We start from the raw sequence: 15,581 nt of genomic DNA, 5'->3' as shown, positions 1-15,581 counted from the left end.
GCGTTCAGCTGAGACGGTCGATGAACTCGAAAAGTTGATCGTCTTCCGCGGTTTCGAGGTCGGGGCGGTCCTCCTCGACATCGCCGGCGGCCTTTTCCTCGAGTTCGCGCCACAGCGCGAGCACCTTTTCTGCGATATCCGAACGCTGCTCGGGCGACAGTTCGGACACCGCGCAATCGCGGGTCAGCGACTGGACCTCGGCCGCTATCCGCTCCGCGGGATCATCGATGGGAACGATCTCCCGCCGGAGGTACGCGCCCAAAGCTCGCGGCGTCGGATAGTCGAACATCGCTGTCGCGGGCAACTGCACGCCGACAGCGGATTTCAGTCGGTTACGGAACTCCATGACGCCGAGCGAATCGAATCCGATCTCGGTGAACGGCCTGTCCGCGAGGACCGCGTCCACCGCGGCATGTCCCAGCACAGCCGCGGCCTGCCTCCGGATCACGTCCAGAATCATTCGTTTCTGCTCGTCGACCGACCGGTCGGCCAATTGCATTGCCAGGCCGGATGACTCGCTCCGCTCCGCGGCGACTCGCCGACGCGCAGGCCCGGTCAGGCCGCGCATTATCGCGCGCAGGCCGGAGTCCGTCTCGGCGAGAGTTGCCCGGTCGATCCGCGCAGCCACGAACGCAGAGTCACCGGCCACCAGCGCCGCGTCGAACAGCGCCATACCGTCGTCATCGCTCAGCGCGAGGATGCCTTCCCTCCGCAACCTGGCCAGGTCGGTCGCTCCGAGGGTCCCCGTCATGCCGGTGCTCTGCTCCCACAGCCCCCAGGCCACCGAGGTCCCGGGCAGGCCGTTCACGTGCCGATGCTGGGCCAGCGCGTCGAGGAACACATTGGCGGCAGCGTAGTTCGCCTGCCCGGGGGTGCCGATCACGCCCGTCAGCGAGGAGTAGAGCACAAACAGCGACAGATCCAGGTCCTTGGTCGCCTCGTGCAGGTTCCACGCCGCATCCACCTTCGGCCGCAGTACGTCCGCGATCTGCTCCGCGGTCATCGCGGTGAACAAACCGTCGGCGAGCACGCCCGCCGTGTGGACGACGCCGGTCAGCGGATGGCCCGGCGGGATCGTCGCCAGCACCGCGTCCAGTGCCGCCCGGTCGGCGGCATCACAGGCGACGATGTCGACGTCCGCGCCGAGCGCCGTGAGTTCGGCCCGCAATTCGGCCGCCCCGGGCGCGTCCGGACCGCGTCGGCTCGCCAGAACCAGCCGGCGCAGGCCGTACTCGATGATCAGATGCCGCGCGGCCACCGCACCCAAAACCCCGGTGCCGCCGGTGATCAAGACGGTGCCGTCGGGCCGCAATGGCGTGGGCACGGTGAGTACATTCTTGCCGATATGTCGGGCTTGGCCGAGATACCGGAACGCCTCCGGCGCCTGCCGCAGGTCCCATGCGGTGGTCGGGAAAGGCGCCAGCGCTCCGGTGTCGAACAGGTCGACCAGCGCCGTCAGGATCTCGTGGAGCCGATCCGGATCCACGTCCAGCAGCACAAAACTCCGGTAGTCCACGCCAGGATGTGCAGCGGCGACCTCGGCCGGGTTCCGTCGGTCGAGCACCCCCATCTCGACGAACCGGCCGCCCCGCGGCAGCAATCGCAGCGAGGCGTCCACAAACTCCCCAGCCAGCGAGTCCAGCACGATATCCACACCGCGACCGGCGGTTGCCTCGAGGAACTTCCGCTCGAACTCCAGTGTGCGCGAGTCACCGATATCCGAGTCGTCGAACCCCATCTCGCGCAGCGCGCTCCACTTGGGGGTGCTGGCGGTGACCAGCAACCGCAAGCCCAGGTGTCGTGCGAGCTGCACGGCTGCCATCCCGACACCACCCGTAGCCGCATGCAGCAACAGGGTCTGGTCCGGTTGCGCCCCGCCGAGGTCGACCAGCCCGTAGTAGGCGGTCGCGTACACCACCGGCACGGCGGCGGCCTGGGTGAACGACCAGCCGCGCGGCATTCTCGCGAGCAGCCTGCGGTCGGCTACGGCCACCGAGTCGACACCCCAGAAGAGCCCGAAAACCCGGTCACCCGGAACGAATTCGGTCACGTCGGGTGCGACCTCCAGCACGATTCCGGCCGCCTCCCCGCCGATTCGGGCATCCGGGAAGGGATAGGTACCGAGTGCGACGAGCACGTCACGAAAGTTGAGACCAACGGCCCGCACTGCCACCCGGACCTGTCCGGCCTGCAGTGGTTCCGCCGCGCGCGGGTCGTCGACCAGCCCGAAATTGTCCTCGGCCAGTGTGCCCTTACCCATATCGCGGAACGTCCAGGCCGCGGCCCGCCGAAACGCAGCGCCACCAGGTATGCCCGCACCGGCACGCCGCAACCGCGGTACGTACGCCATGCCCCGCCGCATCGCCAGCTCCGGCTCATCGTCCACTGTCATAGCCATTGCCACGCAGCGCCGATAGTCGGTCCACTCATCGATATCGACGACGAGTATCCGGCCCGGGTTCTCGCTCTGCGCGGTGCGCAGCAAACCCCACACCGCGGCCGTGGCCAGGTCTACGGGTTCGCCGGGATGCACCGCCATCGCCCGCCGGGTGACGACAACGACACGCTTGTCCGCCGCCAGCAGTCGCTGTACCCGCGCGGCCGACGCGGTCACCGAATCGCGCACCGCTGCCGGGAGATCGCGATCGCCGGGCGCCTCGTCGAGGCGTAACACGGTTGCCACCCGCTCCGCGACGGTGACGGTTTCTCCCTCGTCCGCGGATGCCCAGGACGCGTCCGCAGGATTCTCGCTCGCGGGCGTGGACAGTGCGAGCCAGTCAACGGCGTAGCCGATGCCCTCGGCCCGGCCGTGCGCCGCGCCGAGGGCGTGGATCGACATGGGCCGCAAGGTCAACGCCTGTACCTCGGCCACCGACAGGCCGGTCGGGTCGGCGAGGGTGAGTGCGATCTGGTCGCCCCCCGCCGCGGCACCGGTCACGGCCGCGCGCACCCGTAGTGCTGTTGCGCCGGTCGCGTGCAGGGTCACGCCCTCCCACGAGAACGGGACCGCAACCGCGCCTTCCGGTGCGGCGGGGGCCAGCCCGCCGAGCAGGATTGCGTGCAGCGCGGCATCCAGCAGCGCCGGATGTATGCCGAACTCTGTGACCTCCGGCCGGGCGGCTTCCGGCAGGACGACCTCCGCGAACACCTCGTCGCCGCGCCGCCACAGCGCAGTCAGTCCGCGGAACAGCGGTCCGTACTCGTAGCCCTGGTCGGCCAGTTCGTCGTACCCATCCTCGACAGATATCGCCGCCGCGCCCGCCGGCGGCCAGTCGGCCAGAACAGCGCCGACCGGCGTCATCGCCGATTCGGTGGTGACCGTCCCGACGGCGTGACGCACCCACGCTTCCGAATCATCGTGGCTCGGCCGGGAATACACCGATACTGTCCGCGTGCCCGTTTCCTCCGGGCCGGTCGCGACTACGCGCAGGTCGACCGCTCCGGCGGACGGGATCGGCAACGGCGCCTCGAGCGCCAACTCCGAAACCCGCGAACACCCGAGCAGGGTTCCCGCCTGCAGAGCCAGCTCCATCATGGCGGCACCCGGCAGCAATGCCAGTCCGGCTACCGCGTGGTCGGCCGACCACGGCTGATCGGCCGGCGACAGCCTGCCGGTGAACACCACGTCCCGGGAATCGGGCAACTGCACCATCGCGCCCAGCAACGCGTGCCCGGTCTCCTCCAGACCGGACCGCCGCCCATCCGGCACACCGACCGGTCGCAACCAATAGCGCTGCCGCTGGAACGCATATGTCGGCAGTTCCACCCGAGCGGCCGCCGGAGCCAACGCCTGGGCCGCCACGTCGATGCCGGCACAGTACGCACGTGACAGCGCGGTGACGAACTGTTCCGGTCCGCCGTGCTCGCGCTTCAGCGTGCCCAGGACCGCTACCGTATCGGCCAGGTCGATCGCCGCGGCGGTCAGCTCCACCCCCATGGTGAGCACCGGATGGGGACTCACCTCGATGAACGCATTCACGCCTGCACGCTGGAGCGCCTCGATCGACTCCGCGAACCGCACCTGCTCACGGAGGCCCCGATACCAGTACCCGGCATCCAACGTCGCCGTGTCGGTATATTCCGCGAACACGGTCGAGTAGAACGGAACCGAACCCGACACCGGTGCAACGGACTCCAGCTCCGTCAGCACTCGAGCCCGGATCGACTCTACGGCCTCGGAGTGCGAGGCATAGTCCACCGGAATCCGCTTCGCCCACACCCCCTCGGCCGCACATTCGTCCAGGAACTCGCTTACCGCCGACGCCTCTCCCGACACCACGATCTGCCCCGGCCCGTTCACCGCCGCGATGGACAGTCGATCCCCGAACCGCGCCAACCGCTGCTCGACCGCCTCGGCCGAAGCGTTCACCGAGCCCATGGCGCCCGCGCCTGCCAATTCCTCGGCGACGATCCGGGAACGACGGGCCACCACCCGCGCACCGTCGGCCAGCGAGAGTCCGCCCGCGACCACAGCCGCCGCGATTTCGCCCTGCGAGTGTCCCACCACCACGGCAGGCTCCACCCCGCTCGCGCGCCACACCCGCGCCAGTGACACCATCACCGCGAACAGCGTCGGCTGAACCACATCTACCCGCTCCAGCGACGCCGCGCCCGGATCACCACGAAGCACCCTGGTCAAAGACCAGTCCACAAACGGTGCCAACGCCGCCTCGCATTCCGCGATTGCCCCGGCGAAAACACCACCCGCAGCCAATAACTCGGCGGCCATACCAGACCACTGACTCCCCTGCCCAGGAAACACAAACGCCACGCGGCGACCCGCCACCGAACGCCCCGACACCACATACTGCGAACCGGAGACAGGTTGGTCCACAGACTCCGCCAGACTCGCCAACCCAGCCTTCAGGTCGGCCCGCTCCCGACCCACCACCGCACCACGCCACTCCAACTGCGAACGATGACGCAGCAACGTGAACGCCACATCCGCAACCTGCGCTTCCGGATGCGTATCCAGCCACTCCCCGAGCCGAACCGCCTGCCCCGACAACCCCTCCGGGCTATTCGCCGAGAGTGTCCAGGCCAGCACGTCCGCTCCCCGATCATCCGCATCCTCGGGAACCAGCGCGGATCCGGTCGTCGTCGAGGGTGCAGCCTCCTCCAGGATCACGTGCGCATTCGTGCCGCTGATACCGAACGACGACACACCCGCACGCCGGGCCCGGCCACGGGCAGGCCAGGGCTCGGCCTCGGTCAGTACCCGCACCGAGCCCGCCGACCAATCCACGTGCGGCGACAGCTCGTCCGCGTGCAAGGTCCTCGGCAGGGTCTCGTGCCGGAGTGCCTGCACCATCTTGATCACGCCGCCGACCCCGGCGGCCGCCTGCGAATGCCCGATGTTCGACTTCAACGACCCGATCCGCAGCGGCTCCGCCCGATCCCGCCCATAAGTGGCCAGCAACGCCTGCGCCTCGATGGGATCACCCAGCGCCGTGCCGGTTCCGTGCGCCTCCACCGCGTCCACATCCGCCGGCCGCAGCCCGGCGTCCGCCAACGCCGCCGCGATCACCCGCTCCTGCGACGGACCATTCGGCGCCGTCAAACCATTGCTCGCACCGTCCTGATTCACCGCGGTCCCACGTACCACCGCCAACACGTCGTGACCCAGCCGACGCGCATCCGACAGCCGCTCCACCACCAAGACAGCCGCGCCCTCGGCCCAGGCCACACCATCGGCTGAGGCCGAGAACGATTTGCACCGACCGTCCCGGGCAAGTCCGCGTTGCCGGGAGAAGTCCACGAACACCGTCGGCGTTGCCATCACGGTCGCACCACCGACCAACGCCAGCGAACTCTCCCCCTGACGCAGCGCCCGGCATGCGACGTGCAGGGCGACCAGCGACGACGAACACGCGGTGTCCATCGTCAGCGCCGGGCCCTCCAGGCCCAGCGCGTACGCCACACGGCCCGATACGACACTTCCCAGCGCCCCGGTCAGGGCATATCCCTCGACTTCGGGCCCGCTCTGGCGTGTCACTGCCTCGTAGTCCTGGTACATCACGCCGGTGTAGACACCGGTGTCACTTCCCCGTAGCGAGGTCGGATCGATTCCGGCGTGCTCCAACGCCTCCCAGGAAACTTCGAGCAGCAACCGCTGCTGCGGATCCATGGCCGCGGCCTCGCGCGGGCCGATCCCGAAGAATCCGGCGTCGAAATCGGCGGCGTTGGTCAGGAATCCACCCTCACGCACATAAGATGTCCCCGAGTGGGCGGGATCCGGATCGAACAACCGCTCCAGGTCCCAACCACGGTCGGCCGGGAACTCGCTGATCGCGTCGGTTCCCGTAGCAACCAGATCCCACAGTGCGTCCGGTGACGCCACTCCGCCGGGATACCGGCAGGCCATGCCCACGATCGCGATGGGCTCATCGGTCCGCGTGCGGCGCACGACCTTCCCTGCCTTTTCCGCCGGCGCCGGTGCGAGTTTCGACAGCACCAGCTTCGCCACCGCCGCCGGTGTCGGATGGTCGAACACCAGTGTCGAGGGCAATTGCACACCGGTCGCCTTGCCCAACCGGTTCCGGAACTCCACCCCTCCCAGCGAATCGAAACCCATATCGCTGAACGGCTTCTCCACCTCGATCAGATCTCGCGAGGCATGACCCAGCACGGCGGCCACGTGCTCACGCACCACCTCGAGCACCACGGAGCCGCGGTGCGCCTCCAGTGTCCCGGCCAGCCGGGCACCCAACGGACTCGCTGCCGCCGCCACCCGCTTCGGGGGGGTGGAACGCGGCACGAATCCACGCAATACGGCGGGAAGCGCATCGATCGACGGCTCGCGACGCAGCGCGGCGGCGTCGAACCGAATAGCGGCCGGACGCGCATCCGGCGCAGCGACGGCCGCATCGAAAAGACGTACACCCTCCGCATTTCCGAGTTGGCCCAGACCCAATCGCTCCCACCGGGCAAGGGCGACCCGGTCCAGGTCACCGGTCATGCCGCTGCCCTGGTTCCACGGCCCCCACGCGACCGAGGTGGCGGGCGACCCCGCCGCCCGCCGCCGTTGTGCCAGCGCATCCAGCACACTGTTCGCCGCAGCGTAATTGGCTTGCCCAGCCGACCCGACCACCCCGGCGATCGACGAGAACAGCACGAATGCCGATAAGTCTCGGTGCCGGGTCAACTCGTCCAAGTGCCACGCCCCGTCGACCTTCGGCGCGAATACTCGATCCACCTGCGCACCGGTCAGGGTCTCGACAGTGCCGTCGTCGAGTACGCCCGCCGCATGCACGACAGCGCTCAAGCCGCCGCGGGCTTCGATGGTGTCCACCAGGTTTCGCACCGCATCACGATCAGCGACATCGCAGGCCAAAACCTGGACGTCGGCGCCGGCCTGCGTCAACTCGGCAACCAGCTCGGCAGCCCCGGGCGCCTCGAGCCCCCGCCGGGAGGTCAGCACCAGACTGCGGACATCGTGTTCGACTGCCAGGTGCCGGGCGAACAAAGCACCCAACCCACCCGTACCGCCGGTAATCAACACAGACCCGTTCCCGAAGGACGGCATACCGGCGTCCCAGGACGCGGATGCGCGCACCAACCGGGGAACCAGCAGCTCGCCGCCGCGTACCGCGATCTGCGGTTCGCCCGATCCCAGCACCATCGCGACGCGCTCGGCATCCAGCGGATCTGCGGGGTCGTCGTCCACCAGAACGAAACGACCGGGACTCTCCGACTGCGCGCTGCGAACCAGCCCGGTAACGGCGGAAGCAGCCAGGCCAGGGGTCTCGTCGGGCAGCCCCGCACCGCCTGTTGTGATCAGCGCCAGTCGAATATCGGGCCCATGCTCACCGGCAAGCCACGATTTCAGCATCGCCAATGCGGCGTGCACAGCTTCCCGGACAGCTTCCGGACCGTCTGCGGACGGCTCGGCCGCCCGCCACAGCACGACATCTGGGGCGTCTTCCGATGCCACGACATCGGCAACCGAGGCGAAGCTCAGGTCGATCCCAGCCACCGTGGTGCCCGCGAGCGTGGCGACAGTCGGGGTGGACCGGTCGCCCGCACCACCCATGGCACGGTCCCACCGCACCTGGAACAGTTGTGCCGGGTCGACCCGCGGTGCGTCCGCCGCGCCGAGAGAATCTATGGCGACTGGACGCAGGGTCACGCCGGCGACCTCGACGATCGGATCGTCGCGAGAATCACTGAGCAAGATGGTGATTCGTTGGTCGCGCCCATCGCCCGGTGCCCCCGTCAACCGCACCCGAACCGACGCGGAGCCGACCGCGTGCAGATCGACGTTCTCCCACGAATAAGGCACCAGGATCTCGCCCGGCGCGGGCGGCTCGGTCATACCGCCGAGCAGGATCGCGTGCAGGGCCGCGTCTAGCAATGCCGGGTGTACTCCGAACCGTTCCGCTGACGATTGCGCCTGCTCGGCCGGACTCAATTCCGCGAAGATTTCGTCGCCACGCCGCCACAGTGCTGTCAACCCGCGGAAAGTGGGTCCGTAGTCGTAGCCGCGCTCGGCCAATTCTTCGTAGCCACTACCCGTATCGACCGGCACCGCGCCCGACGGCGGCCAATTGTCCGTCGGCACGTACCGCCCCGGCGACGCCGGTGACTGTACGGCCAAGGCTCCTGTCGCATGGCGAATCCACTCCCCGTGTTCCGCCGCACGCTCGCGCTGCGGACGCGAATACACCGACACCGCTCGGGATCCCGCCTCGTCGGGCTCGTCCACCATGACACGCAGTTCGACGGCTCCCTCCGCCGGGAGGATCAACGGCGCGGTCACAACGAGCTCGGCCAGTCGGGGACAGTCGACCATCGCCCCGGCTTGCAGCGCCAACTCCACGAACGCCGTGCCCGGTACCAGTGCCGCGCCACCGATTACGTGATCAGCCAGCCATGGGTGACTCGACAGCGACAGCCGACCGGTCGCCACCAACCCCTCGGACTCCGGCAGCCACACCGCGGCACCGAGCAGCGGATGCTCTATCTCGGCGAGACCCGTGCTCCGAACATCACCTGTCTCCGGGGCGGTCAACCAATACCGTTGATGCTGGAACGCATATGTCGGCAACCCCACTCGTCCGGTCGTCCGGTTCGCGAACAGATCGGTCCAGTTCACCTCGATACCCGCGATGTGAGCCTCCGCCAGCGCCGAGACGAACCGGGTCGACTCCTCCGTGGAACGCCGCGCGGCCGCAACTACCATCGAATCGGCCTCGACGTCCGGGGTCTCGGCGAGGCATTGCCGAGCCATAGCGGCCAGTACGGCATCCGGCCCGACCTCCACGAACCGTCGTGCTCCCGCCGCGACGAGAGCATCCACGCCCGCGGCGAACCGGACGCAATCCCGCACCTGCCGCACCCAGTACTCCGGATCGGTCAGGTCGTGTCCGGCAAGTTCGCCGGACACGTTCGACACGATCGGGATATTCGGTGCGCGGTAGTCGATCGTCTCGGCCACCGACCGGAATTCGGCCAGCATCGCGTCCATATGCGCCGAATGGAACGCGTGGCTGACCCGCAGGCGATTGGTCTTGACCCCTTCTCCCGCCAGGCGTTGCTCGAGCTCGCGGATCAGATCGGCGTCACCGGACAGCACCGTCGAGGTCGGGCCGTTCACCGCCGCGATCGACACGCGATGGGGGAAATCAGCGAGGACACGGGCCGCTCGTTCTTCACCGAACGCTACCGCCAGCATCGCGCCGCCCACGGGCAGCGCGCCCATCAACCGTCCCCGGGAAGCTACCAGGGCGCACGCATCCGGCAGCGACCATACGCCCGCCACATGGGCGGCGGCCAGCTCACCGATCGAGTGTCCGATCAGCAGATCCGCTGTGACACCGAATGAATCGAGTAATCGGCACAACGCCACCTCGAATGCGAACAACGCGGGCTGGGTGAATTCGGTCCGATCGAGCAATCCATCGACATCGTCGAACATCAACTCCTTCAACGACAGCGCGGAGTCCCGTGACCAGTGGCGTTCGGGCGATGGGTGGGTCAAGCCCAACCGGGCATCGAATTCGGCACATACCTCGTCCAAGGCGCTTGCGAAGACCGGAAACGCACGGTACAGCTCTGCGCCCATCCCGACGCGCTGGGCTCCCTGACCGGTGAACAGGAATGCGGTCTTTCCCGCCACGATCCGGCCCTCGACGACACCGGACGATTCGGCCCCGGCGGCGAGTTCCGCCAAGCCCGCCAACAGCTCCGCTCGATCGGTGCCCACGACAGCACCGCGCTTCGCAAAGTGCGCACGCGCTTCGATCAAAGCACCAGCGGCACTGCGTATATCGAGTTCTGGATAGTCGACTATCCACTGCCTCAGGCACTCTGCCTGGGCGTGTAGGGCGTCTTCCGTCTTCGCCGAAAGGAGCAGGGGGACCGTATCGGTCGCCGCCGCGGGCCGACCCGCGCCGCTGGAGCCCTCGAACGCGACAGCTGCCGGTGCTTCTTCGAGGATCACATGCGCATTGGTTCCGCTGATCCCGAACGACGAGACGCCCGCCCGCCGCACCCGGTCGGAGGTGGGCCACGGCTCGGTCTCGGTGAGCAACCGCACCGATCCCGCCGACCAGTCCACATGCGGTGTCGGGGCGTCCACGTGCAGTGTCTTCGGCAATGTTTCGTGCCGGAGGGCCTGCACCATCTTGATCACGCCGCCGATACCGGCCGCGGCTACCGCGTGACCGATGTTCGACTTCACGGATCCGATTCGCAACGGCTGGTCCCGATCGGTTCCGTAGGCGGCGATCAGCGCCTGCGCCTCGATCGGATCACCCAGGGTTGTCCCGGTACCGTGTGCCTCGACAGCATCGACATCTGCGGGCTCCAGTCCGCCGCCGGCCAGCGCCGCGGCGATAACCCGCTCCTGCGACGGACCGTTGGGCGCGGTCAGACCGTTGCTGGCACCGTCCTGGTTGATCGCGCTGCCACGCACAACCGCAAGTACGTGGTGGCCGCGGCGGCGGGCATCCGACAGACGTTCGAGCACCACGACGCCGACGCCCTCGGACCAGGTCACACCGTCCGCGCCGGCGGCGAATGCCTTGGACCGCCCGTCCGGTGCCAACCCGCGCTGGCGAGCGAAGTCGACGAACAGATCAGGGCTCGCCGACACGCTCACGCCACCCGCAAGAACCAGCGACGTCTCACCCTGGTGCAGCGCCTGGCAAGCGAGGTGCAGCGCGACGAGCGACGACGAGCACGCGGTGTCCACCGTGACCGCGGGCCCTTCCAGGCCGAAAACATAAGCGACCCGGCCGGAGATCACACTGTGTGAAGTTCCTGTCAGGCGATAGCCCTCGTACCCGCCGGTCACCCGGCGCTCGTAACCGGAGGAGCAGGCGCCGACGTAAACACCTGCGTCGGTGCCGCGCAGCGCCGTGGGATCGATTCCCGCGTGCTCCAGGGCTTCCCAGGAGACCTCCAGCATCAGCCGCTGTTGCGGATCCATCGCGGCCGCCTCGCGCGGGCCGATGCCGAAGAATTCCGCATCGAATACGTCTGCTTCGGAAAGGAATCCGCCTTCCCGGGTATAGACGGTGCCCGGCTTGTCCGGGTCGGGATCAAACAACCGCTCCAGATCCCAGCCGCGGTCGGACGGGAACGGCGTAATCACGTCCCGGCCCGCCGCCACGAGTTCCCACAAGTCCTCGGCCGAGGCGACGCCTCCGGGGAACCGGCAGCCGATGCCGACGATCGCGATCGGCTCCTCGGAGTGTGTGCGACGAGTCACCCGCCGCACACCGAGGTCCACGCCCTCGAGCCGTGACCGCACCAACCGAGCCACCGCGGCCGGCGTGGGATGGTCGAATATCAGTGTCGCCGGCAACTCCACGCCGGTGGCCGCCACCAGCCGATTCCGCAGCTGCTGACCGCTCAGCGAATCGAACCCGGAGGCAGTGAACGGAAGCTCGGAATGCACGGCATCGGGCGAATCGTGGCCGAGTACCGCCGCGGCCTGTTCGGCCACGACCGCGAGCACCAGCGCGTCGCGTTCGCGCTCGGGGGCAGCGAACATCCGCGGTGCCAACGGACCCGCCACGACAGCGCGCCGGCGGGTCGTGCGAACGGCGCGCTCCGGGCCGGACAGCGCAGCCGTGGCCATGGGTTCGGCGGGTGCTACGGAGGCGAACACCAGCCGCCCGAGCGTGAGAATCGGTGCGCCGTCCGCCGCCACAGCCGCGACCCGGACGGTGTCTGCACTCAGCCGGTCGATCCGGACCCGCGCAGTATCGGCACTAGCGCGATGCAGTCGAACATCGGTGAACGACACGGGCAGCTCGCTGCCGACGGGCTCGTCGAGTACCTGAGTGCCGGCGTGCAGCATCGCGTCGAGAAGGGCCGGATGGACGCCGAAGTGCGCGGTCCGATCATGAACGGTTTCGTCGAGTGACACTTCGGCGTATATCTCTCGGCCACGTCGCCATGCTGCGGTGACTCCCTGAAACGCCACTCCGTATGTCACTCCGCGGTCAGCCAGCCAGTCGTACAATTCGTCGGCCGCGAGCGGTTCCGCCGCCGCGGGTGGCCAATCGGCGCCCGACCACGACAGCGCGTCGTCGGCGAAGGGCACAAGAACGCCCGTCGCATACTTCTGCCACTGCGGGACGTCGCCGTCGGACCCGGTCTCGGGACGGGCGTGGATGGTGTAGTTTCGCCGCGCGTTCTCGTCGGGCGGTGCGACACCGACCTGGATGCTCATCGGTGTGGTGTGCGGTGGCAGCGGTGCGGTGAGCCGCAACTCCGCCAACGAGTAGGCGCCGAGCCACGCACCAGCGCTCAGTGCGGCGTCGACCCAGACCGCGGCGGGCACCGCGGCCGACCCGAAGATCACGTAATCGGCGAGCCAAGGGTGGGTGTCGGGGCCGAGGCAGCCGGTGAACAGCCATTCATCGCGGTCGGCCACCGGCACGGCGGCCGCCAGCACCGGATGGTTCCCCGGCAGCAGGCCCGCGCGGCGCATATCGCCCGATGCCGCGCCCGCCCCGACCGCCGGCACCCAGCACCGACGCCGTTGGAACGCGTAGGTCGGCAGGTCCACCCGCGCGGCGGGCAGCGCCAACACCTCCGGCACCACCTCGAGGCCCACGCAATGGGCACGTGCCAGCGCGGCGGTGACGTGTTCCGGGCCACCCTGGCCGCGTCGCAAGGTACCAAGGACGGCTACCTGGTCGGATTTACCGAGTGCATCGGCCGTCACCTCGATCGCGGTGGACAGCACGGGGTGCGGGCTGGTCTCGACGAAGGCATTCATCTCAGCGCGCAGCAATGCCTCGATCGCGTCGGCGAACCGCACCGGTTGGCGAAGGCCTCGATACCAGTACCCGGCATCGAGGTCCGCCGTATCCATAAAGTCCGCGGTAACGGTCGAAAAGAACGGCACCATACCGGTTTTCGGCTGTATCGGCGCCCACCCCGCCAGCAGGCGATCCCGGATTCGCTCGACCGCCGGCGAGTGCGACGCGTAATCGATCGGAACGTTTCTCGCCCACACCCCGTCCGCGGCACACCCTGCGAGGAACTCGGCCAGCGCGTCCGAGTCGCCCGTTACCACCGTCTGCCCGGGGCCGTTCACTGCCCCAATCGACAACCGGTCACCGAATGCCGTCAAGCGATCGGCCACCGCATCCGCTGCCAACCCGACAGATGCCATCCCCCCCGATCCCGACAGCTCCTCGGTGAGGGCTCGCGAGCGCACCGCCACAACTCGAGCCCCGTCCGCCACAGACAGTCCGCCGGCCACCACTGCCGCCGCGATCTCCCCTTGGGAATGGCCGACCACCGCGGCCGGCTCCACTCCGCAGGCCCGCCACAGCTGCGCCAACGCCACCGATACCGCGAACAGAACCGGTTGGACGACATCCTCACGCTCCAGCGACGCGGCCCCATCGGTCCCCCGCAACACCTCGGTCAACGACCAATCCACGAACGGCGCCAATGCCGCTTCGCACTCCGAGATCGCTGCCGCGAACACCCCACCGGACGCCAACAGCTCCGCACCCATCCCCACCCACTGACTGCCATGCCCCGGAAACACGAAGACCGCCCTCCGGGACGCGGCGCGACCCGTCACCGTGCGGCGATCGTCCGCGATCGGATCAGCCAACGCCGTCAGCCCGGCGACCATCGCCTCGACATCGTCCCCGACGACCGCGCCCCGCCACTCCAACGGCGTGCGCAAACGCAGCAACGAATGGGCCACCTCGCCGGCATCGACCCGCGGATGCTCGACCAGCCACTCTCGCAACCGGACAGCCTGCTCCCGCAGCGCCTCCGGGCTCTGCCCCGACAACACCCAAGCCACCGGACGTGCGTCGTTCGTCGTGGTGGTCGCCTCGCCCGCACCGTGTGCGGGAGCTTCCTCCAGAATCACGTGAGCGTTCGTGCCGCCCATACCGAACGACGACACCCCCGCTCGACGCAGCGCGGTAGCGGACCAGGGCTCCGTCGCGGTCTGCACCCGCAGACCCAGTGTCTCCAGTGAGATCCGCGGATTCGGCGTGTGAAAGTTCAGGCTGGGCGCGTACTCCCGATGCTGCAGGCACAAGGCGGTCTTGATCAGACCCGCAATCCCCGCGGCGCCTTCCAGATGTCCGATATTCGTCTTGACCGACCCGACGACCAGCGCCGCCTCACCATTCCGCCCCACGCCGTAGGTTTCGCCGAGAGCCGTCGCCTCCACCGGATCGCCCGCGGGAGTACCAGTGCCGTGCAGCTCCACATACTGCACCGACTCCGGTTCCACCGCCGCGGCAGCCAGCGCGGCCCGAACAACCGCTGCCTGCGCCGACACACTGGGCGCGCTCAAAACCTGTCGCTCGTTGCCGCTGTTTACCGCGCTGCCACGGATCACCGCGTAGATCCGATCACCCTCGGCGGCGGCCAGAGCAAGTGGTTTCAACACGACCATGCCGCCGCCCTCACCGCGGACCGTGCCGTCCGCGCGTTCGTCGAAGGTGTGGCATTTCCCGGTCGGCGAGTGCGCGCCGAATTGTTCGTAACGCTCGCCGCTCAACGGGGAGAGAATGAGATTCAATCCGCCCACCAACGCCACATCGCATTCACCGTTGCGCAGCGATTCGCAGGCCAGATGCACCGCGACCAGCGACGAGGACTGCCCGCTGTCGATCACGAGGCTCGGGCCGGCGAACCCGTAGTGATTGGAGATCCGGTTGGCGGCGACTCCCCTGCCGACTGCCCACAGCGAATGCCTGCCGATACCTGGCTTTCCTTGTGCGGCCGATATTTCGGCGAAATCGGTGCCCGTGCTGCCCAGGAACACTCCCACCCGCGCGCCGCGCCGGTCCCGGTAGCCGGCGTCTTCCAATGCCTCCCAGCTCAGTTCCAGACCGAGCAGCTGTTGCGGATCGATCGACCGCGCCTCATTGGGCGGTACCCCGAAGAAGTCGGCATCGAATTCCGAGGCCGAATCGAGGAATCCAGCCGTCTCATCGATCCCCAAACGGTCGGCGGGAACGGTGCCGACAGCGTCGCGACCGTCGCGCAACAACCGCCAGAATTTCTCGAGGTCGGCGGCGCCCGGCATCCGGCACGATATTCCGACAATGGCAATTTTCTGCCCAGATTCAACCACGGAATAT

1 protein-coding gene is annotated in these 15,581 nt (G+C 68.4%); it reads right to left on the bottom strand.

Annotated elements, in window-relative coordinates; all coding sequences use genetic code 11:
* Nucleotides 1-4: 4 nt before the first annotated feature.
* A complete protein-coding gene (locus tag OH799_RS06340) occupies nucleotides 5-15,574 on the bottom strand; it encodes an SDR family NAD(P)-dependent oxidoreductase (protein WP_406276660.1) in 15,570 nt (5,189 codons plus the stop codon).
* Nucleotides 15,575-15,581: the final 7 nt, after the last annotated feature.

Origin of the sequence: Nocardia sp. NBC_00881 (genome assembly GCF_045207455.1) — a bacterium.
In the GTDB taxonomy this organism is placed as follows: Bacteria; Actinomycetota; Actinomycetes; order Mycobacteriales; family Mycobacteriaceae; genus Nocardia.
This window is presented reverse-complemented; position numbering and strand designations above follow the sequence as displayed.